Source organism: Streptomyces sp. NPDC086147 (genome assembly GCF_040702165.1).
Taxonomy (GTDB): Bacteria; Actinomycetota; Actinomycetes; order Streptomycetales; family Streptomycetaceae; genus Streptomyces.
The window spans coordinates 1-20,473 of the sequence record NZ_JBFBJO010000024.1 but is presented as its reverse complement, the minus strand read 5'-3'; the positions used below and the strand labels follow the sequence as shown (position 1 = coordinate 20,473).

Genomic DNA, 20,473 nt, shown 5'->3' with positions numbered 1-20,473 from the left:
CTACAGCCTCACTCTCGGTCAGGACAGTTCCGCGAGCACCGTGCGTACGGTGTCCGCCACGTCCGTCAGCCGCGGATTCAGATAGAAGTGGTCGCCCGGGAGCACCCGGAGCCGGAAGGGTCCCGTGGTGTGGTCCCGCCAGCGCCGCGCGTCGGCGACCGGCACCAGCGGGTCGCGGTCGCCGACGAGCGCCCGGACGGGGCAGCTCACGCGGGCGGTGGGGTCGGGGACGTAGGACTGGAGCGCCCGGTAGTCGGCGCGCAGCGCGGGCAGGATCAGCCCGCGCAGGTCGGGGTCGTCGAGGACGGCCCGGTCGGTGCCGCCGAGCAGCAGGACCTCCTCGACGAGGGAGTCGTCGCTGCGCAGGATCGACGGGTCCACGCGGGTCAGGGCCGGGGCGCGGCCGCCGGACGCCAGGAGCGCGGCGGGGGCGGGTCCCGCCCCCCGTTCCCCGAGCAGGGCGGCCTCGAAGGCGACGAGCGAGCCCATGCTGTGCCCGAAGAGGACGAGCGGGGCGGTCCCGTCGCCCGCCGGAGTTCCGGCGACGGCCTCGGCGACCGCCGCGAGCGCGTGGCGGGCGAGTTCCCGGATGTCCCCGGCGGGCGGGTGGGTGCGGCGTTCGAGCCGGCCGGGGTACTGGACGGCCAGGACCCGGACGGCGGGGGCGAGGGCACGGGCGAGCGGGGTGAAGAACCCGGCCGATCCGCCCGCGTGCGGGAAGACCACCAGGCAGGGGGCTCCGGCGTCGGCGGGGGCGTACTGGCGGAGCCAGTCGGCGGCGGCACCGGTCCGGACCGTGGTCGTGGGACCGGGCCCGGCCGTGGTCGTGGCGGGTCCGGCCGTGCTCATCGGGCGGCTCCCGCGCCGCGTGCCGCGGCGACGGCGGCGGTGAGGCGTTCGGTGACCGCCGGGTCGGCGTCGGGCCGCATCCGCTGGACGGCGAGCAGGCTCCACGCCTTCGTCTCGGCGAGGTGGGCGGGGGCGCCGTGCACGTCGTCGTGTTCCAGGACGTCGAGGTCGGCGACGTGGCGGCGGAGCCGTTCGGCGTCGGAGGGCGGCACGATCTCGTCGCGGAGGGCGGCGACGGTGGCGAAGGGGACGTCGAGGGAGCGGAGTTCGTCGTCGGTGAGGGCCCAGTCCCGCAGGTGGTCGTAGACGGTGTCGGCGGGGACGCCGGTGAGGTGGGCGAGCGTGTCGCGGGTGACCTTCGGGACGGTCCGCTGCCAGTCCGGGTCGGTGAAGAAGTCGTGGACGGGGGTGCCGTTCCCGACGATGCCGCGGATCCGGGGGTCGGCCAGGGCGGCGCGGACGGCGAGGTGGCCGCTGAAGCTGAGGGCGAGCAGATAGGTGCGGGAGACGTCGGCGCGGTCGGCGAGGGCGTCGAGGATCGCGCCGAACAGACGGGCGCCGTCGCGCTCGTAGCGCAGGGGGTTCTCGCCGACGCCGGGCAGTTCGGCGACGGCGGCGGCCAGACCGAGGGAGGCTAGCTGCGGCAGCAGCGGCCCCCACTGCTCCTTGGTGCTGACGATCCCGCCGGTCACGACGAGCAGCGGGCGGGGGCGGGCGGTGTCGAGGCCGGCGGTCCAGATCCGGACGGGGACGCCGTCGACGTCGGCCGTCCCGCTCTCGATCCCGGTGTCCTCGGTCTTGCGCCAGCGGTCGAAGGCGTCGACGGAGCGCACCAGGGCGCGGGCCCGGCCGGGGCCGTCCACGAACGGGAAGCGGCCCAGGACGTAGTAGTGGCCGGCGGCCAGGGTCTGCCCGGCCGCGTCCAGTTCGTCGCCGGCGCGGATCCATTCGTACGCCCAGGAGCCGGGGGCGTCGCCGGTGTCGGCGGTGATCCGGTCCAGGAGCGGTGCGTAGTGGTCGGCGGGAAGGTTCTGGGAGACGGCGTGCGCGACGACGAAGCGTTTGAGTTCGTCCAGGTCGTTGCCACGGCCGGGCCCTCCGGTGGTGTCGGTCATGCGGGGTACGCCTCCAGCGCGTCCTTGATCTCGGTGAGGACGTCGGCGGCCTCGGCGCCGTCGATGACCCGGTGGTCGAAGGTGAGGGAGAGCCGCAGGACCGGTGCGACGACGACCGCTCCGTCGCGGACGACGGGCCGGTCGGCGATGCGGCCGACGCCGAGGGTGACGGTGGTGCCGCCGACGGAGTGGAATCCGTCGACGGCCCGGTGGCCGAGCGAGGTGACGCTGAACGTGCCGGTGATCTCGGGGCGGCGTTCGAGCAGTCCGGCGGCGGCCCGGAACCGGTCCAGGGCCTCCTGCCAGGGCAGCGCCCTCAACGCCCTTACGGGGGCGAACCGTTCGGCGGTGTCGGGGTCGTCGGCGAGCGCGCGGTCGAGGTGGTCCTGGATCGCGTCGAGGCCGGCGTCCTCCAGGCGGGGGACCACCGTGGCGAGGACGACGCGGCGGCCGTCCAGGTTCCGGTCGAGGGTGACCTTGGCACTGACGGTGTCGTAGGTGGCGACGGTCGGGTCGAGCCGGCCGTGGATCGCGGCGTTGGCCTCGGGGTGCTCGCGGAGCACTCCGGCGGCGGCGTGCACGACGTGGGCGACGACCGAGCGGCGCGCGCCGGCCTCGCGGGCGCGGCGGCGGGAGGCGACGATCGCGGTGGCGTCCACCTCGGTGTCGAGGTGGACCGGGGAGAAGTCCCTGATCTGGTCGAGGAAGAAGAGGGTGTGCCGGCGCTGGCTGGGGAAGGGGCGGCTGGTCACCGGGCCACCGCCTCGTGGATGGCGGCCAGGCTGCCCGCGTCGAGGAAGTCCGGCAGGGACAGCGGCCTGCCGGTCTCCTTCTCCAGGAGGACGAGCAGGGACAGCAGGTGTACGGAGTCCCAGCCGGTCAACGCGTCGAGGGGGAGGTCGAGTTCGGCCTCGGTGACGTCGATCCCGATCTCGTCGCGGACCAGGTCGGCGAACTCCTGGCGGCCCAGGGGGCGGCCGGGTGCGGCGCTCATGTCAGGTGCTCCCGTTCAGTTCCAGGGCGAGGCCCGAGCGGATCCACTTGCTGGACTCGATGGCCACGGCGACGGCCCGCGACGGGGCGTCCATCGCGCCGAGCAGCCGCTCCAGCTGGAAGAAGAGCAGGGCGTTGCCGTTGTTGCCGGTCTCGCCGACGCAGCTGATCTCCTCGGCCAGCGGGAAGTCGAGCCGTTTCACGATCCGGTCGGTCATGGTGACGGAGAGCTGCGGGGGCAGCAGGTAGGCGACGTCCTCCCGTTCCCAGCCGAGGTCGTCGAGGATCTCGTCGGCCACGTCGGCGGCGAGTTCGGGGACCAGTTCCTCGATGGCCTTGTAGTCCTCGCCGGCGGGCGCCTGGGGGCTGTCGCGGTCGGCGAGCCCGTACCAGCGGAGCACCTGGCCCGGTTCCCGGTCGAGGCCGGAGAGCCGGGTCAGGACGGTGCGGACGGCCGGGGCGTCGTCGTGGCCGGGCGCGGTGGTGAGGACGGCCGCGCCGGCGCCGTCGCCGAAGAGCACGTAGTTGACGAGCTCCTCGGGCGGCAGGGCGCCGAGGTCCGCGGTCACGTCGTAGTGCTTGGCGATGACGTCGCCGCCGATGACGAGGGCCGTGCGGTGGCGTCCGGCGGCGAGCAGCGAGGTCGCCACGTCGAAGGTCTGCACGGCGCCCGAGCAGCCGGACTGGAGCTGGAAGGTCGGGATGCCGTCGATGCGGAGCCGGTCGGCGACGACGTTGACGGTCGCCGGCATCAGGGTGTCGGGGGTCGCGGTGCCGAGGACCACGAGGTCGACGTCGTCCGGGGACAGCCCGGCGCGGTCGAGCGCGGTCGCGGCGGCGGCCGTGGCGAGGTCGGCGAGCGACTCGCGGGGTTCGCCCGTCGCGAGGTCGAGGGCGAGATGGCGGGTGCGGGTGCCGATGAACGTGTCGACCCACTGCTGCCAGAGCCGGTCCATTCCGAAGCGGCCGGCCAGCGCCTCGGTGTCGATGGGGGAGCCCGGCAGGGCGGTCCCCGCGGACAGAACACGCACCGTACGGTCCGGGTCCACCACGTGGCGTCCTCTCTCTCGTTCCGTCCGGTCTTCCGCCCGGCTTGCGTCGGGACGCTAGGTCGGGGTTCTAAAGCAGCCCTGAACCACCGCACCGGGGGCGAGGTGCCTTCAGCGGCGCTTCAGCGGGGCCGCCGAGCCTGGGCGGGTGACAGCCATCGCATCCACGGCCGCGCCCGGCCGTCCGGCCGCGCCGCGCGACGCCCCGCGGGCCGCCGGGCCCTCCCCCTCCCACCCGTTCGGTACGACGACGTGATCGAGCTGCTGCTGCCGCCGGGGGTGGCGTCGGCGGAGGCGTACGGAGATCCGCCGGATGCGCCGCTGTTCCCCGCCGAGGAGGCGCTGCTCCGCCGGGCCTCGGAGGGCCGCCGGCGCGAGTTCACCACGGTGCGGCTGTGCGCCCGGCGCGCCCTCGCCGGACTGGGCGTCGCTCCCGCGCCCCTGCTGCCGGGCGAGCAGGGCGCGCCGCGCTGGCCGGAGCGGGTGGTGGGCAGCATGACCCACTGCGAGGGCTACCGCGCGGCGGCCGTCGCGCGGCGGGCGCCGGAGGTGCTGTCCGTCGGCATCGACGCGGAACCGCACCGGGGCCTGCCGCCGGGCGTGCTGGCGGCGATCGCGCGGCCCGCCGAACTCCGCCGCCTCGACCGCCTCGTGCGCTCGCGTCCGTACGTCCACTGGGACCGGCTGCTGTTCAGCGCGAAGGAGAGCGTCTACAAGGCGTGGTTCCCGCTGACGCGGACCCGGCTCGGCTTCGAGGAGGCGGACGTCACCTTCGATCCGGCGGGTTCGTTCCGGGCGGCGCTGCTCCGGAGCCCCGGGCCCTCGGAGTTCACCGGCAGGTGGCTGGTGGCCGGCGGACTGCTGGTCACGGCGGTGACGTACCGGGGCTGACCTGTCGAGGGGCCTTCACGCCGACGGCCGGGGGCGGCTGCCGGGCGCTCGGGCCCGCTCGGGTTCGGGCCTGCCCGATTCAGGGCCACTCGAGGTCGGTCCCGCCCGGGTTCAGACCCGCCCGGGTTCAGGACCACTCGGGGTCGGCCCCGCCAGGGTTCAGGCCCGCCCGGATCGGATCCGCCCGGGTTCAGGCCCGCCCGCGCAGGGCGCTCTCGTAGGCCTCGTCGGGGTCGAGACGGCGCAGTTCCTCGGCGATCAGCTCCGCCGTGGAGCGGACCTTGAGGGCGAGGACGCGGTGGGGCTGGCCGGGGATGGCGAGGCGGGCCACCGGGCCCTCGGGCCGGTCGATGAGGATGTCGCCGTCCGGGGTGCCCATGCGGACGCCGGTGATCACGGGACCGTCGGTGACGACCCGGTCGACGGGGACGCCGAGGCGGACCTCGAACCAGCGGGCGAGGAGTTCGGCGCTGGGGTTCTCCGCCTCGCTCTCGACGGCGGCGGAGGTGACGGCGAGCGGCGCCTGGTCGAGCGCGGCGGCCAGCATCGAGCGCCAGGGGGTGAGCCGCGTCCAGGCGAGGTCCGTGTCGCCGGGGGCGTACGAGGCGGCGCGGGTCTCCAGGACGGCGAGCGGGTCCTCCACCGCGTACGCGTCGGTGATGCGCCGCTGGGCGAGCGAGCCGAGCGGGTCCTTGGAGGGGACCTCGGGCGCGTCGACGGGCCACCAGACCACGACGGGCGCGTCCGGCAGGAGCAGGGGCAGGACCACGGACTCGGCACGGGCGCAGAGTTCGCCGTGGAGCCGGAGCACGACCGTCTCGCCCGAACCGGCGTCGCTGCCGAGCCGGACCTCGGCGTCGAGCCGGGTCTCGTGCCGCTCGCGGGGCGCGCGCGCGTGGCGCTTGATGACCACGAGGATGCGGGAGGGGTGCTCCCGGGAGGCCTCGTTGGCCGCCTTGACGGCGTCGTAGGCGTTCTCCTCGTCGGTGACGACGACGAGGGTGAGCACGGCGCCGACGGCGGGGGTGCCGACGTCCCTGCGCCCCTTCAGGATCGCCTTGTTGATCTTGCTGGAATTGGTGTCCGTCAGATCGATCTTCATGTCGCGGCGCCCGTCCCTTCCTCTCCGGCGAGCCTAACTCCCCCGCGCGGCGAACGCGTGCGGGTCCCCGGCGCCCCTTCCGGAACCCGCCTCCCGGACCGGGCCGGGCCGGGTGCGCGGGGTCCGGCCCGGACGACACGCCCTAGGCCTGCTCGGGATCCGAGTCGGGGGCGGCCTGACCCCGGGCGCGGCGGCCGACGACGGCGGCGGCCGCGAACGCGGTGCCGAGGAAGGCGACGGCCACCACCCAGGGCCGGTCGAGGACGTGGCCGGTGAGGTGGTCCAGGGAGTACCGCCCGGCGCCGGTGACACCGATCGCGGCGGCGGTGAAGCCGAGGAAGGCCGGATACTCGTAGCCGCCGCCCTGGGCGAAGAAGCCGGCCGGGGCGTGCACCGAGACGGCGCCCGCCATGGCGCCGGCCGCGGCGGCCCCGGCGGCCGGGGTGGCGAGGCCGAGGGCGAGGAGGGCGCCGCCGCCCGCCTCGCCGAGACCGGCGGCGATCGCGCTCTGCCGGCCCGGCGAGAAGCCCATGGCCTCCATCGCCTTGCTCGTGCCCTCGACGCCCCCGCCGCCGAACCAGCCGAAGAGCTTCTGCGTGCCGTGCGCGGCGAGCACGGCGCCGGTGCCGACCCTGAGCACGAGCAGCCCGAGATCGCGTCGGTTGGGGTGGGCCATGGGGTTCTCCAGGTGCGGGAGGGGGACGCGTACGCCGTCCACTGTCCGCGTCCGCCGGGACTCCCGCCGTCCGAGCCCCGGATCCCTGCTCCATTCGAGTACCCTTTTGCGCCTTTTGTCGGCTGTTGCTTTAGTGGGAGGGCTGTCGCCGTCCCGGGACCGTCGCGAGCCGCGCCCCCGGAAGCGGCCCGAGGCCCGGAAGCGGCCCGAGGGGAAGTGGGTGCGCATGACCGCCGAGTCCACCGAGACCGCAGCCCTGCGGGAGAGGGTCCGGGCCCTGATGCCCCGGGCGAAGGAGGACCTGACCGAGCTGGTGGCGATGCGCTCGGTCGCCGACCCGCGCCAGTTCCCGCCCGAGGAGTGCGCGAAGACCGCCGACTTCCTCGTACGGGCCTTCACGGAGGCCGGGCTCAGGGACATGCGGCGGGTGACGACCCCGGACGGCACGGACGCGGTCGTGGGGCACGCGCCGGGCCCCGAGGGGGCGCCGACCGTCCTGCTGTACTGCCACTACGACGTGCAGCCGCCGCTCGACGACGCCGCCTGGCGCACCCCGCCCTTCGAGCTCACCGAGCACGAAGGGCGCTGGTACGGCCGCGGCGCCGCCGACTGCAAGGGCAACATCGCCATGCACCTGACAGCGCTGCGCGCGCTCGGCGGGCCGGAGGGGCGGGGCTTCCCCGTGCACGTCAAGTTCGTGGCGGAGGGCTCCGAGGAGCAGGGGACGGCCGGTCTGGAGAGGCTCGTCCCGCTCCAGCCGGACCTGTTCGCCGCCGACGCCCTGCTGATCTGCGACACCGGCAACTTCGCGCGCGGGCTGCCCACCGCGACCACCTCGCTGCGCGGGCTCACCAACGTCGTGGTGACCGTCTCCACCCTGAAGGGGGAGATGCACTCCGGCATGTTCGGCGGGCCCGCGCCCGACGCGCTGGCCGCGCTCGTCCGGATGCTCGACAGCCTCCGCGACGAGCACGGCGACACGGCGGTCAAGGGGCTCGCGGGCGACGGCTCCTGGCAGGGCGTCGACTACCCGGCCGAGCAGTTCCGCTCCGACGCCGGCGTCCTGGACGGGGTGTCCCTGGTCGGTACGGGATCGGTCGCCGACGAGCTGTGGGCCCGGCCGGCCGTCACCGTCCTCGGCATCGACTGCCCGCCGGTCGTGGGCTCCTCGGCGGCGGTGCAGGCGAAGGTACGGGCCAGGGTCAGCCTGCGGGTCCCGCCGGGGACCGACGCGGACGACGCCCTGCGCGCCCTGACCGGCCACCTGACCTCGGCCGCCCCGTGGGGCGCCCGGGTGGAGGTGGAGCCGGAGAGCGCGGGCCAGCCCTTCCGGGCGCGCACCGACGGACCCGCCTACCGGGCCCTGGCGACGGCGTTCCGCGAGGCGTACGGGAAGGACATGGTGCAGGCGGGGCAGGGCGGGTCGATCCCGCTGTGCAACGTGCTCGCCGCGCACTTCCCGGACGCCGAGATCGCGCTCATCGGCGTCGAGGAGCCGGGCTGCCTCATCCACGCGCCCAACGAGAGCGTGGATCCCTCGGAGATCGAGCACATGGCGCTCACGGAGGCGCTCTTCCTCAGCGGTTACGCCACCCCCCTCTGACCCTGCCCCGTGAACGGGCCCTCCGCGCGGACGGCCCCTCCCTCGAACGATCCCTCCCCGCGAACAGAACGGTTCCCGTCCCATGACACAGACTCATGACCGGTCCCACGAAAGGCCCCAGGACCGGGACGTACCGACCGGACCCCTCGGCATGCTGGCGGGCGCCGCCTGGCAGGCCCTGCTCCTCGCCGGTCTGGTGGCGCTGGTCCTCGGCGTCCTCGTCCTGGTCTGGCCCGGCGCCTCGCTGCTCGTGGCCGGTGTGCTCTTCGGCCTGTACCTGCTGTTCAGCGGTGTGATGCAGCTGGTCGCCGCCTTCGGCACCCATGTCAGCACCGCGCTGCGGGTCATGGCCTTCATCAGCGGCGCCCTCTCGATCCTGCTCGGTCTGCTCTGCTTCCGGGGCGCGATGCAGTCGATCCTGCTGCTCGCGCTCTGGATCGGCATCGGCTGGCTCTTCCGGGGCATCACCCAGACCGTGGCGGCGGCCTCTGACCCGGCGATGCCGGCCCGCGGCTGGCAGGTCTTCCTCGGCATCGTCAGCGCGCTGGCCGGGGTGGTCCTCATCGTGTCCCCGCTGGAGTCGGCGGCGGTGCTCACGCTCCTCGGCGGCATCTGGCTGGTCGCCGTCGGCGCCGTCGAGATCGTCACGGCCCTCCAGGTCCGCTCGCGCGCCAGGAACCTGCCGCCAGGGGCCTGACAGGGGCTCACCTGCCCGATCGTCCTCCTCCGCCGTCCGTCCGGTCCCCGGGCGGGCGGCGGTCGTCGTTGACGCGTGCGCTACATTTTGCCGGTCCCCGACCGTCCGGTCCCCCGCGATCGTGAACCCTCCGGAGCCCGCATCCCATGAGCGACATCGTCAACGGCCTCGGCCGGACCAGCGCCTACGGCGCCCTCGGCGTGGTCCTGCTGATCCTCGGCATCGTGCTCGTGGACGTGCTGACCCCCGGCAAGCTCGGGCGGCAGATCTGGGAGGACCGCAACCGCAACGCCGCGATCCTGCTCAGCTCGGCGCTCCTCGGCATCGGCGGCATCGTCTTCACCTCGATCTGGACGACGTACGACGACTTCGGCAAGGGCCTCGTCTCGACCGCCGCGTTCGGCCTCCTCGGCCTGGTGATGATGGCGGTGGCCTTCCTCGTCGTCGACCTGGTCACGCCGGGGAAGCTGGGCGCCACCCTCGTCGACCCCGAGCCGCACCCGGCGGTCTGGGTCACCGCCTCCTGCAACATCGCGGTCTCGGCGATCGTCTCCGCCTCGATCGCCTGAGCCCCGGGGCTCAGGCCCCCATCGGCTCCACCTCCAGGAAGCGGCGGCCGCGCGGCCCCTTGTAGAGCAGGGCGTCCCAGCCGAGCCGGGCCAGGGCGGGGACGCACGCGCCAAGCGCCTCCGCCTCCTCCCCCGCGGCGCCCGCGCCCGGCGGCCCCAGCCACTCGACCACGGCCGTTCCGGGCCGCTCCCCCGCGGCGACCCGGTAGCCGGTGGAGCTCCGCGCCCCGGCGGCGTCCACGGACGAGGGCGAGATCCCGCCGGACTCCAGGGCCAGGGCCACCGCCCGGACCGGCTGCCGGCGCTCCCAGTCGGCGGGCGCGGCCTTCGGGTCTCCGCCCCGCTCCCCGGTCAGTCCTCTGATCCGGAGCAGTCCGTCGAGGGCCGCCCGGACCTCCCGGGAGCGCTGCTCGGCGTCGGCCGGGGGTAGGGGCGGGCCGTCGCCCGTGGCCGCCTCGAAGACGCCGGCGCCGCCCCCGTCACCGGCTCCCCGTACCGTCACCGCAGCCGCCGGATGTCGCCGCGGACCCGGTAGAAGCCGCCCGCGGCGGGGTGCAGGGCGTCGACCACGTACCGTGCGCCGGGCTCGCGGATCGCGCGCGGGAACTGCACGTTCCACGAGGAGTCGTAGCCCCCCGAGACGACCCGCACCCGGGTCCGGCCCGACTCGCCGACACACTCCACGACCACCGCGCCGGCCGGGGCGTCGCTGACGACGGTCACGGCCGTGGCGGTCGTGGCGGGCTCGTACACCGGCATCGCGGCGGCCAGCTTGACGTCCCGGGCGACCGGGACCGTGCCCCGCTGGGCGGCCGTGATCGCCGCCTCGCTCGCGTCCACGCAGACCAGCGAGCCGTCGGTGGTCACCAGGTAGAGCCGCTCGTCCCGGTACTGCATGGAGAGCGCCGAACCGCCGCCCGTGCCGAGCTTCCACAGCCGGGTGCCGTCCTCCGCGAAGCAGTAGACGGAGGAGGACGAGTCGCCCGCGAAGACGAACCGGCCGCCGGGCGAGGTGGCGCAGGAGTACACCGCGCTGTCGCAGGAGTACACCGCCTCCACGCGCCCGTCCTTCTTCGCGAGCCGCTGCACCTTCCTGCGGCCCGTGCCCGCGTAGACCGCGGTGTCCTCCTGCCAGCCGAAGAGGACCGCGCCGTCGGTGGCCGTGTGCCACAGCTCGCCGCCGCCGTCCGGCGCGTGGGCCGCGACGCCGCGCGTGTCCCCGTAGTAGACGGCTTCGCCGTCGGCGCGGACCATCCAGGCGTGCTCGCCCTGGCCGCCGCGCGCCCACTGGTGCTCGTCCTCGTGGTCGATGACGGTGAGCCGGCCGGATCGGTCGGCGACGTGCAGGACGCCCTCGTGGATGTCGAGCCAGAAGATGTCGACGTCGGTGGCGATGTCGTACGCGGCGAAGGGGAGCTTGGACGACAGGTCGTACACCTTGCCGTCGTCGCAGCCCGCGTAGATCCAGAAGTCGTCGGCGACCAGGCACTTGACGCCGTCCGGCAGGCTGAAGCGGGCCTGCACCTCGCCGGTGCGGTCGAGCGTGAAGACGTCCCCCGCCTGGTTGCCCACCCAGCAGCGCTCCTCGTCGACGTGGATGCCGAAGGCCGCCGAGCCCGTCCGGAAGCGCCAGAGCACCGGGGCGACGGCCCGCGCGGTGGAGGGCGCCGAGGTCACCGCGCGGCGCGTCACCGCGCGGGCGGCGCGCGCTCCGCGCACCGCGGGGGCGTAGCCCTTGCGGACCTTCTCCCCTATCTTCTTCGCGGCGGCGGCCCGGGCCTTCTGCGCGGTCGGGAAGGTGGAGCGCTGCGTCTGCCCGTCCGCGCCGATCCGGCCGTAGCGGACCGACACCGCGAGGTCCTCGACGGTCACTTCGTAGAACTTGTGGGCACCGCCGCCGTCCTGCGACAGCTCCAGGTAAGTCGTCGTCATGGGGAGAACGTTAGGGGCGACCACTGACAACGTCCCCGGATACGGTGCCGGCGCCCTCACGCCCCCCGGTCGCCCGCCGCCGCGGCGTGGGCCAGCGGGTCGGCCAGGACGTCGCGGAGGACCAGGGCCGCCGCGCCCCGGGCCGCGTCCGCGGCGGCGGAGGCCGGGCGCAGGCGGCCCGCGTCCGGGGTCCAGAGGCCGGAGACGACCCGGTCGGCGAGCTCCTCCGTCAGGGCGGGCGCCAGCCAGGGCATCAGGCGCGGGTAGATGCCGCCCAGGACGACGGCCTCGGGGTCCAGGAGGTTCACGGCCCCCGACAGGGCGCGCCCGAGCATGCGGCCCGCCTCCGCGAGGGCGGCGAAGGCGCGCGGCTCTCCCGCTCCGGCGCGCCGCGCCAGGTCGGGGACGCCGCTCGCCCCGGCCGAGGCCAGGAGGGCCGCCTGCCCGGCGTACTGCTCCAGGCAGCCGCGCGAGCCGCAGCGGCAGCGGGGCCCTTCGGCGTCGACTGCCATGTGCCCGATCTCGCCCGCGAACCCGTGCGCGCCGCGCAGGAGTTCGCCGTGGACGACGATCGCGCCGCCGACGCCGATCTCCCCCGTCAGGTGCAGGAAGGTCCGCACCTCGCCGAGGGAGCCGGACCACAGCTCGGCGAGGGCCGCCGAGTTCGCCTCGTTGTCGGAGGCGACGGGGAGGCCGGTGGTGGCGGGGCGCAGGGCGGCGAGGGCCTCGGCGAAGAGGCGTTCGGCGGGGACCTCGTTCCAGCCGAGGTTGGGGGCCTGCCGGACGGTCCCGCCGGAGACGAGTCCGGGCAGGGCGAGTCCGGCCCCCGCCGGGAAGAGGCCGAGGCCGGCCGCTTCGTCCAGGGCTCCGGCGGCGATGCGGGCGGCCCCGGCAAGGACCTCGCCGGCGCCGGCCGCGCGGTTGTCGAGGCGCTCGGTGCGCCGGACGCGGTCGGTGCCGGCCAGGTCGGCGACGCAGGCGGTGACGTAGTCGACGTTGATCTCGACGCCGAGTCCGGCGGGGCCGGTGTCGGCCGGTTTCAGGACGGTGCCCGGCCGTCCCGCCTGCCCGCTGAAGGTCTTGCCCGACTCGACGAGGAGGCCGAGGTCGAGGAGCTGCTCGACGAGGGAGGAGACGGCGGGCCGGGTGAGTCCGACGCGGGCCGCGACGGCGGCCCGCGTGGTCTCGCCCGCCTCGTGGACGGTCCGCAGGACGAGACTCAGGTTGTGCCGTCGCACTCCCGACTTGTCGGCCTTGGGTTCCGTGGGCTGGTTCATGGTGAGCGAGAGCCTAGTCGCCCGTTTCGTTCGCACGACAACGGCGCCCGGTGTCGCGTCCCCGGCGCCGTACGGCTCTCCCGGGGCCGGAACCGTCGCGCCGGGACATCGCTGAGGGCGAGGTGCGGGCCGCGTACTGGGCCGGAGAGCAGCGGTGAACGCGACGGGCCGCCGCCGTGCCGGGGCGCCGCGGCCCCGGCCGTGACGCACCGGACGGGCTCCGGGGCGTGTGCCGGAAGTCCCGGCCGACCGGCGTAGCGGCCCCGCCCCTGACCCGCCGGACAGTCCCTAGTACCGGCTGCCGCCCCGGCGGTGGTGGGCGTCGCTGCTGGTCGGCAGGGAATTATGGACGGACAGGGAGTTGAAGGAGACCCTGTCCGTCCGGGCCTGGCGCCCGGCCTCCCGCTCCAGGAGCAGGCCCTCGATCGTTTCCGTCCTGCTTCCGCCCCGGCGGTGCACGATGACGAACGCCAGTGCCCCCACGCCGATGATGGCCCCGAACAGGATGAGCAGAGCGATCATGTGTGCCTCCCCGTGGTTACCGGCAGGGTAACCCGGAGGTCACGACCGGACCAGGTCCCAACGGCGAAGTGGATCATGTCCGTTCCGCTTCCGCGCCCGGTCGGTCCCTCAGCAGGGTCGGCGTCGCGGCCGTCAGGACTCCGGCGATCCGGTCCCAGGCCTCCCCGTCGCGGGGCAGCGGGGGCAGGACCTCGCCGGCGCCCGTGCCCCACGCGGCGGCCAGGGCGACGGGGTCGGCGCCGGTGACCGCGCCCGCCGCGAGGGCGGCCGCCCCGAGGGCGACGAGTTCGCCGGCCGCGGGGACGACCAGGGGGCGGCCGGAGAGCCTGCGGACGGTGTCGGTCCAGGTCCGGCCGCGCGCGCCGCCCCCGATCAGGCGCAGCGGCCGGTCCCGTACGTCCGGCGCGGCCGGGTCGAGGCCGCAGGCGGCGAGGAGTTCGTCGAGGGCGCGCAGGACGGTGAAGGCGGCGCCCTCGTAGGCGGCGCCGAGGACCGCCCGGGGGTCCGTGCCGTGCCGGAGACCGGTGACGAGTCCGGCGGCGTGCGGGAGGTCGGGGGTGCGTTCGCCGTCGAGGTACGGCAGGACGACGACCCCGCCGCCGGGCACGGCGTCCTCCCGGTCCAGGCCGAGGAGGGCGGCGAACCGGTCGACGGCGAGGGTGCAGTTGAGCGTGCAGCCGAGCGGGAGGTACGTGCCGTCGGTGGCGGCGAAGCCGGCGAGCCCGGGGGCGGCGGGGCGGATCCGGGTCGCGGCGAAGACCGTGCCGGAGGTGCCGAGGCTGACGACGGGGTGGTCGAGCAGGCCCGCGCCACCGAGGCCGAGTCCGACGGCGGCGGCCATGTTGTCGCCGGTCCCGGCGGCGACGGCGACCGTGCGGGGCAGGCCGAGGGCCTCGGCGGCGGCCGGGGCGAGGGTGCCGACGCGGGTGGCGCCGGTGGGGGCGAGGGCGGGCAGCAGGGCGGGGTCGAGGCCGAGGAGGTCGAGGACCTCCCGGTCGTAGGCGCCGGTGGCGGTCCCGTACCAGCAGGTTCCGGAGGCGTCCCCGGGGTCGGTCACGGCGGTTCCCGAGAGGCGCTCGGTGAGGTGGTCGTGCGGAAGGCGGACGCCGGTGACGGCGTCGGCCCGCTCGGGCTCGTGCTCGCGCAGCCACTGCCACTTGGCGGCGGTCATGGAGGCGACGGGGACGGAGCCGGTGCGGGCCGGCCAGGCGTCGGGGCCGCCGAGGCGGGCGGCGAGCGCGGCGGCCTGGGGCGCGGAGCGGGTGTCGTTCCAGAGCAGCGCGGGCCGCAGGGGCCGCCCGCCGGGGCCGAGGGTGACGAGGCCGTGCTGCTGGCCCGCGACCGCGATGCCGGTGACGGATCCGGCGGGGACGCCCGCGTCCCGTACGGCCGAGCGTACGGCGGCGACGAGCGCCGTCCACCACTCCTCCGGGTCGCTCTCGCGCGCGCCGCCGGCCCCGGTGACGGTGTGCGGGGCGCGGCCGACGGCGAGGAGCGCGCCGGTGTCGGCGTCGACGGCGGCGGCCTTGGCGGACTGCGTGGAGCTGTCCACGCCGATCACGACGGAGCGGCTCGCGGGCACGCCCTCACCTCGTCTCGGTCTCGTCTCTCGATGGGTGGCACCGAGGAGCGTCCTGGGGTTCGTTCCGGTTCGCCCCGAGGGTTCGTCCCGGTTCGTTCCGGAGTTTTCGTTCCGGGGCGGGTCTGGCGCGGCGGCGCCCCGTCCCGTATTAGTTATCTCAGAAAACAAATCTGGTGGCCAGTACCCGGCCGCCGAATGGTCCCCCGCTCGCACGGCACGGGCCCGCCGCTCACGGAGCGCGGCCCCCGGCGCACGAAAGAAGGACATCCCATGCCGGAGCGCTTCTCCCCCGCCCCCGCGGACCGCTTCACCTTCGGTCTCTGGACCGTCGGCTGGCAGGGCCGCGACCCCTTCGGCGAGGCCACGCGCCCCGCCCTCGACCCCGTGGAGGCCGTCGAGCGGCTCGCCGGGCTCGGCGCGTACGGCGTCACCTTCCACGACGACGACCTGATCCCCTTCGGCGCGTCGGAGTCCGAGCGCGAAGCGGTCGTGAAGCGCTTCCGGGAGGCCCTGGACCGCACGGGGCTCGCGGTGCCGATGGCCACCACGAACCTCTTCACCCACCCCGTCTTCAAGGACGGCGCGTTCACCGCCAACGACCGGGACGTGCGCCGCTTCGCCCTGCGCAAGACGCTCCGCAACATCGACCTCGCCGCCGAGCTCGGCGCCGGCGTCTACGTGGCGTGGGGCGGCCGGGAGGGCGCCGAGTCCGGCGCGGCGAAGGACGTACGAGTCGCGCTGGACCGCATGAAGGAGGCCTTCGACCTGCTCGGCCAGTACGTCACCGAGCAGGGCTACGACCTGCGCTTCGCGATCGAGCCCAAGCCGAACGAGCCGCGCGGCGACATCCTGCTGCCCACGATCGGGCACGCGCTCGCCTTCATCGAGCGCCTGGAGCGCCCGGACCTCGTCGGGGTCAACCCGGAGACCGGGCACGAGCAGATGGCGGGGCTCAACTTCCCGCACGGCATCGCGCAGGCGCTGTGGGCGGGCAAGCTGTTCCACATCGACCTCAACGGGCAGTCGGGCATCAAGTACGACCAGGACTTCCGCTTCGGGGCGGGCGATCTGCGCCAGGCGTTCTGGCTGGTGGACCTCTTGGAGACGGCCGGGTACGACGGGCCGCGCCACTTCGACTTCAAGCCGGTGCGCACGGACGGCTTCGACGGGGTGTGGGAGTCCGCGAAGAACTGCATGCGCAACTACCTGGTCCTGAAGGAGCGTTCGGCGGCCTTCCGTGCCGACCCGGACGTCGTGGCGGCGCTCGACGCCTCCCGGCTGCCCGAGCTGGCCGTGCCCACGGCCGCCGACGGCCTCGCCGGGCTGCTCGCCGACCCCACGGCGTACGAGACGTTCGACGCGGACGCGGCGGCGGAGCGCTCGATGGCCTTCGAGCGCCTCGACCAGCTGGCCCTGGAGCACCTGCTCGGGGTGCGCCGGTAGGCGGGCGGGGCACAGGCAGGTGGACGCGGGGCGCCTGTGGGCGCGCGGGCGGCAGTAAGCAGGCGGGCGCCGTTGGACGTACGGGCATCGACGGGCACGCGGACGCCCGCTGCCGCGCGGGGCGTCGGCCGGGCCTCCGGCCGCGTCCCCTGCCAGACTACGGACCGCGTCAGACCCCGCGCCGAGCCGTCCCCGAGGAATCCGCCATGCGTGTCGCCCTCTTCGTCACCTGCGTCAACGACGCCGTCTTCCCCGCGACGGGCGTGGCCACGGTCCGGCTGCTCGAACGGCTCGGTGTGCAGGTCGACTTCCCGGCCGCGCAGACCTGCTGCGGACAGCCGCAGTTCAACACCGGCTACCGGGGGGAGACCGCGCCCCTCGTACGGCGCACGGTGCGCGCCTTCGAGGGGTACGGGCACGTCGTCGTCCCGTCCGGTTCGTGCGCGGCCATGGTCCGGCACCACTACGGGACGTTCGGCGCGGAGGTGCCGGGAGCGGCGGGCCTGGCGCCGCGCGTGTACGAGCTGACGGAGTTCCTGGTGGACGTGCTCGGCGTGACGGACGTGGGCGCGTACTTCCCGCACCGGGTGACGTACCACCCCTCCTGCCACGGTCTGCGCCTGCTCGGGCTCGGGGAGCGGCCCCGGCGGCTCCTGGAGGCGGTGAAGGGCCTGGACCTGGTGGAGCTGCCGGGCGCGGAGGAGTGCTGCGGCTTCGGCGGCACCTTCGCGGTGAAGAACCCCGACGTCTCGGCCGCCATGGGCGCCGACAAGCTCGCGAACGCGCTGTCGACGGGCGCGGAGGTGTTGTGCGGCGCGGACAACTCCTGTCTGCTGCACCTGGGCGGCATGGCGAGCAGACGGGAGGCGCCGCTGCGCCCCCTGCACCTGGCGGAGATCCTGGCGAGCACGGAAGAGGAGCCCTGGCGTTGAGCGGCGACGAGAGGACACCCCCGAGGAGGTCCGGTCCGGCCTTCGTCGGCATGCCGGCGTTCCCGGAGGCGGCGCGGCGGGCCGTCGGCGACACGACCCTGCGGGCCAACCTCCGGCACGCCACGCACACGATCCGGGACAAGCGGGCGCGGGCGGTGGCCGAGCTGGACGACTGGGCCGCCCTGCGCGAGGCCGGGAAGCGGATCAAGGACGAGACGCTCCGCCACCTCGACACGCACCTGCTCCGGCTGGAGGAGGCGGTGACGGCGGCGGGCGGCACCGTGCACTGGGCGGAGGACGCGGACGGGGCGAACCGGATCGTCACCGATCTCGTGCGGGCCACCGGCGAGCGCGAGGTCGTCAAGGTCAAGTCGATGGCCACGCAGGAGATCGGGCTCAACGAGCACCTGGAGGCCGAGGGGATCGCCGCCTACGAGACGGACCTCGCGGAGCTGATCGTGCAGCTCGGCGAGGACCGCCCCTCGCACATCCTGGTCCCGGCCGTCCACCGCAACCGGGGCGAGATCCGCGACATCTTCCGCGAGAGGATGGGGAGTTGGGGGCGCCCGGCGCCGGAGGGGCTGAGCGACACCCCGGCGGAGCTGGCGGAGGCGGCCCGGCTGCACCTGCGGGAGAAGTTCCTGCGGGCCAAGGTCGGGATCTCCGGGGCGAACTTCATGGTCGCCGAGACCGGCACCCTGGTCGTCGTGGAGTCCGAGGGCAACGGCCGCATGTGCCTGACCCTGCCCGAGACCCTGATCTCGGTCGTCGGCATCGAGAAGGTGGTGCCGACCTGGCGGGACCTGGAGGTCTTCCTCCAGACCCTGCCCCGCTCCTCGACGGCCGAGCGGATGAACCCGTACACCTCGATGTGGACCGGCACCGCCGACGGCGACGGTCCCCGCTCCTTCCACCTCGTCCTCCTCGACAACGGGCGCACCACGGCCCTCGCCGACGAGGTCGGCCGCCAGGCCCTGCGCTGCATCCGCTGCTCGGCCTGTCTCAACGTCTGCCCGGTGTACGAACGGGCCGGCGGCCACGCCTACGGCTCGGTCTACCCCGGCCCCATCGGCGCGATCCTCACCCCCCAGCTCCGGGGCACCACCAGCGAGATCGACGCCTCCCTGCCCTACGCCTCCTCCCTCTGCGGCGCCTGCTACGAGGTGTGCCCGGTCGCCATCGACATCCCCGAGGTCCTGGTCCACCTGCGCGGAAAGGTCGCGGAACAGGGCGGTCACGCCCTCGAAAGGGCGGCGGTCAAGGCCTCCGCCTGGGTACTGGACCACCCGGGCGTGCTGGCGGCCGGGGAGCGCCTGGCCTCCCGCACCCGCGCGCTGCACCCCCGGCGGGCGCCGGGTCCGGGCGTCCGCCGGTGGACCGGGAGCCGCGACCTGCCGGAGATGCCCGCCGAACCGTTCCGCGACTGGTGGAGGAAGAACCGCACATGACCGACGCACGCGCGCGCGTACTCGCCCGGATCCGCGCCGCCGTCGCGGACGCGCCCGAGGCGCCCGCCACCGTCCGCGACTACCGGACGAGCCACACCGCCGGGGACCCGGCGGCCCTCCTCGACCTGCTCCACGAGAACCTCGTCGACTACCGGGCCCACGTCCACCGGACCGCCCCGGACGGCCTGGCCGGGCTGCTCGCCCGGCTCCTCGCGGAGCGCGGCGCCCGCAGCGTCGTCGTACCGCCCGGACTGCCCGCCGGCTGGCTCGCCGCCACGGAGGCCGTCCGGCGGACCGACGTGCCCCGGCTGACCCCGTACGAACTGGACGGCACCGACGCCGTGGTGACGGGGTGCGCGGTGGCGGTCGCCGAGACGGGCACGATCGTCCTCGACGGCGGCCCGGGACAGGGCCGCCGCGCCCTCACCCTCGTCCCCGACCTGCACCTGTGCGTGGTCCGTGCTCCGGAACAGGTCGTCGCCTCGGTCCCCCGGGCCCTCCCCCGCCTCGACCCGGCACGCCCGTTGACCTGGATCTCGGGCCCGTCCGCGACGAGCGACATCGAACTCGACCGCGTCGAGGGCGTCCACGGGCCCCGGACCCTGGAGGTGGTGCTGGTGACGGGCCCCTGACGGGGGTTCGGCAGGTCCGCGGCCTGTCGTTCCCGTGGCCGGCACATCTCCCGCGCCCCTCCAGAACGATCGCTTTCCACAAATTCTTCACCACGCCGCTCACGATGTGCCAGAGTCCGCGCATGACCGATCAAGGAAGACGCAAGCTCGGGGCCCTCGTCGGCGTATGCCTCGCCGGAGGGCTGCTGCCCGGCATCACCCTGGGCACGGCCGGCGCCGACGTCGCCTTCTCCCTCGCCGTCGCTTTCGTCGCGGTCGCGCTGATCACACAGATCGTCCACATAGGCCCGTCGGTGCGCGTCGGAGCCGCTCCCCTGGCGGCCTTCGCGGCCGCCGGCGTCCTACAGGACTCCCTCATCTGGTGGCTGCTCTCGTGGCTCGGCGGGACGCTTGGCGCGGAGCTGCGGGTCGAGGGGTTCGGCACGATCGTCCTCGCCGGCCTGATCACGCGCGTCTCGATCCTCGCCGTCTCGCTGCTCGCCCCCTCCGGAAGCACCCAGGAGCGGACGTCCGACTGACAGGACGGGCGGACGGGCGGGCCTTCCCGATCCGCACTTCTTCAAGTCGCTGTGTCAGCACGGAACTTCGGGGTACCCGGGTGGTGGGCCGGTCCACCTCCGGATCAGCCCCCGGAGTGACCGTCCCGAAGGAGTGGAACATGACGACGCAGTATGACAACCGTCCGGCCGACCAGCAGACCCGCGGGACCAACGGCAACGTGATGAGCATCATCGCGATCGTGCTGGGTGTGATCTCGCTGGTCTTCTTCCCCATCGTGTTCGGCGTGATCGCCCTGGTGCTGGCCGCCATCGCCAAGTTCGTCCGGCACGAGCGGCTCGCCACCGTCGCCCTCGTGGTCAGCGCCGCAGGCCTGGTCGGCGGCCTGATCCTCGGTGCCGTCGTGGCGAGCGCGTAACCCCGTAGCCCGTGGCCCGGTGAACCGGGGCCCCGCGCCGAAACCGTCCTGGCCGGTGGCCGTACCCCTCCCGCGAGTGGGGCACGACCACCGGCCAGGACGGTTTCGCGTGCGTACGGCCCGGCCCGACGACGCGGTGCGACACGGCCGGCCGTGTCGCCCCCGCCCGGCGGGGCCCCGAGCCCCCCACACCCGCCGCCCCCCAAAAAACACGGCGGCCCCCCCCCGCGCGGACAAGGGGACAC

At 74.9% G+C, this 20,473-nt stretch carries 22 protein-coding genes; 10 read left to right on the top strand and 12 right to left on the bottom strand.

The genetic code is table 11. The features are described 5' to 3' along the window. Positions 1-18: 18 nt before the first annotated feature. From AB0398_RS30615 to AB0398_RS30595, 5 genes are read right to left on the bottom strand one after another with little or no spacing between them, the layout of a single operon-like run. Positions 19-849 carry an alpha/beta fold hydrolase gene (locus tag AB0398_RS30615; protein WP_366378911.1) on the bottom strand — a complete coding sequence of 277 codons (831 nt, stop codon included), beginning with the start codon at positions 847-849 and terminating at the stop codon, positions 19-21. Further along, on the bottom strand, positions 846-1,964 hold the full coding sequence (locus AB0398_RS30610) for an alpha/beta hydrolase (protein WP_366378910.1): 1,119 nt from the start codon (positions 1,962-1,964) through the stop codon (positions 846-848). The genes AB0398_RS30615 and AB0398_RS30610 overlap by 4 nt, the downstream gene beginning before the upstream one ends. Further along, positions 1,961-2,716, bottom strand: coding sequence for a 2-oxo acid dehydrogenase subunit E2 (locus AB0398_RS30605; RefSeq protein WP_366378909.1), 756 nt, complete (start codon positions 2,714-2,716; stop codon positions 1,961-1,963). The genes AB0398_RS30610 and AB0398_RS30605 overlap by 4 nt, the downstream gene beginning before the upstream one ends. Then, positions 2,713-2,958 (bottom strand): phosphopantetheine-binding protein, encoded by a 246-nt coding sequence (locus AB0398_RS30600; RefSeq protein WP_366378908.1) that lies wholly within the window; start codon positions 2,956-2,958, stop codon positions 2,713-2,715. Before AB0398_RS30600 ends, AB0398_RS30605 begins: the two co-directional genes overlap by 4 nt. A 1-nt stretch (position 2,959) precedes the next feature. After that, positions 2,960-3,988 carry a 3-oxoacyl-ACP synthase III family protein gene (locus tag AB0398_RS30595; protein WP_366378907.1) on the bottom strand — a complete coding sequence of 343 codons (1,029 nt, stop codon included), beginning with the start codon at positions 3,986-3,988 and terminating at the stop codon, positions 2,960-2,962. A gap of 270 nt (positions 3,989-4,258) precedes the next feature. Between AB0398_RS30595 and AB0398_RS30590 the strand changes: the two genes are divergently transcribed. Further along, positions 4,259-4,897, top strand: a complete 639-nt coding sequence (locus AB0398_RS30590; RefSeq protein WP_366378906.1) for a 4'-phosphopantetheinyl transferase superfamily protein — start codon at positions 4,259-4,261, stop codon at positions 4,895-4,897. A 190-nt stretch (positions 4,898-5,087) separates the two neighbouring features. Here AB0398_RS30590 and opcA read toward each other — a convergent pair whose 3' ends face one another. Continuing rightward, the gene (gene opcA / locus AB0398_RS30585) at positions 5,088-5,999 is read right to left on the bottom strand and encodes a glucose-6-phosphate dehydrogenase assembly protein OpcA (protein WP_366378905.1); all 912 of its coding nucleotides are present in this window, start codon (positions 5,997-5,999) and stop codon (positions 5,088-5,090) included. A 142-nt stretch (positions 6,000-6,141) separates the two neighbouring features. Continuing rightward, a complete protein-coding gene (locus tag AB0398_RS30580) occupies positions 6,142-6,675 on the bottom strand; it encodes a DoxX family membrane protein (RefSeq protein WP_366378904.1) in 534 nt (177 codons plus the stop codon). Between the two features lie 226 nt (positions 6,676-6,901). Between AB0398_RS30580 and AB0398_RS30575 the strand changes: the two genes are divergently transcribed. The 3 genes from AB0398_RS30575 (at position 6,902) to AB0398_RS30565 (ending at position 9,544) form a co-directional block, all read left to right on the top strand. Beyond that, positions 6,902-8,278, top strand: coding sequence for a dipeptidase (locus AB0398_RS30575; protein ID WP_366378903.1), 1,377 nt, complete (start codon positions 6,902-6,904; stop codon positions 8,276-8,278). An 82-nt stretch (positions 8,279-8,360) separates the two neighbouring features. Further along, a complete protein-coding gene (locus AB0398_RS30570) occupies positions 8,361-8,975 on the top strand; it encodes an HdeD family acid-resistance protein (RefSeq protein WP_366378902.1) in 615 nt (204 codons plus the stop codon). 146 nt (positions 8,976-9,121) lie between these two features. Beyond that, positions 9,122-9,544 carry a DUF350 domain-containing protein gene (locus tag AB0398_RS30565; RefSeq protein ID WP_366378901.1) on the top strand — a complete coding sequence of 141 codons (423 nt, stop codon included), beginning with the start codon at positions 9,122-9,124 and terminating at the stop codon, positions 9,542-9,544. 10 nt (positions 9,545-9,554) lie between these two features. Here AB0398_RS30565 and AB0398_RS30560 read toward each other — a convergent pair whose 3' ends face one another. The 5 genes from AB0398_RS30560 to xylB form a co-directional block, all read right to left on the bottom strand. Beyond that, positions 9,555-10,046: a hypothetical protein gene (locus AB0398_RS30560; protein ID WP_366378900.1), complete on the bottom strand. Its 492-nt coding sequence runs from the start codon at positions 10,044-10,046 to the stop codon at positions 9,555-9,557. Further along, a complete protein-coding gene (locus AB0398_RS30555; protein ID WP_366378899.1) occupies positions 10,043-11,476 on the bottom strand; it encodes a WGR domain-containing protein in 1,434 nt (477 codons plus the stop codon). The genes AB0398_RS30560 and AB0398_RS30555 overlap by 4 nt, the downstream gene beginning before the upstream one ends. Before the next feature lie 56 nt (positions 11,477-11,532). Further along, entirely contained in the window at positions 11,533-12,753 is a 1,221-nt protein-coding gene (locus AB0398_RS30550) for an ROK family transcriptional regulator (RefSeq protein WP_366378898.1), read from the bottom strand. Between the two features lie 288 nt (positions 12,754-13,041). Further along, positions 13,042-13,275 carry a hypothetical protein gene (locus AB0398_RS30545; protein ID WP_366378897.1) on the bottom strand — a complete coding sequence of 78 codons (234 nt, stop codon included), beginning with the start codon at positions 13,273-13,275 and terminating at the stop codon, positions 13,042-13,044. A 73-nt stretch (positions 13,276-13,348) separates the two neighbouring features. After that, the gene (gene xylB / locus AB0398_RS30540; RefSeq protein ID WP_366378896.1) at positions 13,349-14,857 is read right to left on the bottom strand and encodes a xylulokinase; all 1,509 of its coding nucleotides are present in this window, start codon (positions 14,855-14,857) and stop codon (positions 13,349-13,351) included. A gap of 270 nt (positions 14,858-15,127) precedes the next feature. On the opposite strand from xylB, the gene xylA reads away from it, so the two are divergent. The 6 genes from xylA (at position 15,128) to AB0398_RS30510 (ending at position 20,228) form a co-directional block, all read left to right on the top strand. Then, positions 15,128-16,300: a xylose isomerase gene (xylA, locus tag AB0398_RS30535; RefSeq protein ID WP_366378895.1), complete on the top strand. Its 1,173-nt coding sequence runs from the start codon at positions 15,128-15,130 to the stop codon at positions 16,298-16,300. A gap of 206 nt (positions 16,301-16,506) precedes the next feature. Continuing rightward, entirely contained in the window at positions 16,507-17,232 is a 726-nt protein-coding gene (locus AB0398_RS30530) for a (Fe-S)-binding protein (protein WP_366378894.1), read from the top strand. Between the two features lie 50 nt (positions 17,233-17,282). Further along, a complete protein-coding gene (locus AB0398_RS30525; RefSeq protein ID WP_366378940.1) occupies positions 17,283-18,680 on the top strand; it encodes a LutB/LldF family L-lactate oxidation iron-sulfur protein in 1,398 nt (465 codons plus the stop codon). Next, positions 18,677-19,312 carry an LUD domain-containing protein gene (locus AB0398_RS30520; protein WP_366378893.1) on the top strand — a complete coding sequence of 212 codons (636 nt, stop codon included), beginning with the start codon at positions 18,677-18,679 and terminating at the stop codon, positions 19,310-19,312. Before AB0398_RS30525 ends, AB0398_RS30520 begins: the two co-directional genes overlap by 4 nt. A 122-nt stretch (positions 19,313-19,434) precedes the next feature. Then, positions 19,435-19,830: a hypothetical protein gene (locus tag AB0398_RS30515; protein WP_366378892.1), complete on the top strand. Its 396-nt coding sequence runs from the start codon at positions 19,435-19,437 to the stop codon at positions 19,828-19,830. Between the two features lie 140 nt (positions 19,831-19,970). Further along, positions 19,971-20,228: a hypothetical protein gene (locus AB0398_RS30510; protein WP_366378891.1), complete on the top strand. Its 258-nt coding sequence runs from the start codon at positions 19,971-19,973 to the stop codon at positions 20,226-20,228. The last annotated feature ends 245 nt before the right edge of the window (positions 20,229-20,473 follow it).

What these genes read in the sequence shown, in the direction of transcription:
- opcA (WP_366378905.1), bottom strand. Translation starts at nt 5,999, where the DNA reads ATGAAGATCGATCTGACGGACACCAATTCCAGCAAGATCAACAAGGCG.
- AB0398_RS30600 (WP_366378908.1), bottom strand. Translation starts at nt 2,958, where the DNA reads ATGAGCGCCGCACCCGGCCGCCCCCTGGGCCGCCAGGAGTTCGCCGAC.
- AB0398_RS30555 (WP_366378899.1), bottom strand. Translation starts at nt 11,476, where the DNA reads ATGACGACGACTTACCTGGAGCTGTCGCAGGACGGCGGCGGTGCCCAC.
- AB0398_RS30550 (WP_366378898.1), bottom strand. Translation starts at nt 12,753, where the DNA reads ATGAACCAGCCCACGGAACCCAAGGCCGACAAGTCGGGAGTGCGACGG.
- AB0398_RS30615 (WP_366378911.1), bottom strand. Translation starts at nt 849, where the DNA reads ATGAGCACGGCCGGACCCGCCACGACCACGGCCGGGCCCGGTCCCACG.
- AB0398_RS30570 (WP_366378902.1), top strand. Translation starts at nt 8,361, where the DNA reads ATGACACAGACTCATGACCGGTCCCACGAAAGGCCCCAGGACCGGGAC.
- AB0398_RS30515 (WP_366378892.1), top strand. Translation starts at nt 19,435, where the DNA reads ATGACCGATCAAGGAAGACGCAAGCTCGGGGCCCTCGTCGGCGTATGC.
- AB0398_RS30610 (WP_366378910.1), bottom strand. Translation starts at nt 1,964, where the DNA reads ATGACCGACACCACCGGAGGGCCCGGCCGTGGCAACGACCTGGACGAA.
- AB0398_RS30520 (WP_366378893.1), top strand. Translation starts at nt 18,677, where the DNA reads ATGACCGACGCACGCGCGCGCGTACTCGCCCGGATCCGCGCCGCCGTC.
- AB0398_RS30580 (WP_366378904.1), bottom strand. Translation starts at nt 6,675, where the DNA reads ATGGCCCACCCCAACCGACGCGATCTCGGGCTGCTCGTGCTCAGGGTC.
- AB0398_RS30525 (WP_366378940.1), top strand. Translation starts at nt 17,283, where the DNA reads ATGCCGGCGTTCCCGGAGGCGGCGCGGCGGGCCGTCGGCGACACGACC.
- AB0398_RS30510 (WP_366378891.1), top strand. Translation starts at nt 19,971, where the DNA reads ATGACGACGCAGTATGACAACCGTCCGGCCGACCAGCAGACCCGCGGG.
- AB0398_RS30565 (WP_366378901.1), top strand. Translation starts at nt 9,122, where the DNA reads ATGAGCGACATCGTCAACGGCCTCGGCCGGACCAGCGCCTACGGCGCC.
- AB0398_RS30545 (WP_366378897.1), bottom strand. Translation starts at nt 13,275, where the DNA reads ATGATCGCTCTGCTCATCCTGTTCGGGGCCATCATCGGCGTGGGGGCA.
- AB0398_RS30575 (WP_366378903.1), top strand. Translation starts at nt 6,902, where the DNA reads ATGACCGCCGAGTCCACCGAGACCGCAGCCCTGCGGGAGAGGGTCCGG.
- AB0398_RS30530 (WP_366378894.1), top strand. Translation starts at nt 16,507, where the DNA reads ATGCGTGTCGCCCTCTTCGTCACCTGCGTCAACGACGCCGTCTTCCCC.
- xylA (WP_366378895.1), top strand. Translation starts at nt 15,128, where the DNA reads ATGCCGGAGCGCTTCTCCCCCGCCCCCGCGGACCGCTTCACCTTCGGT.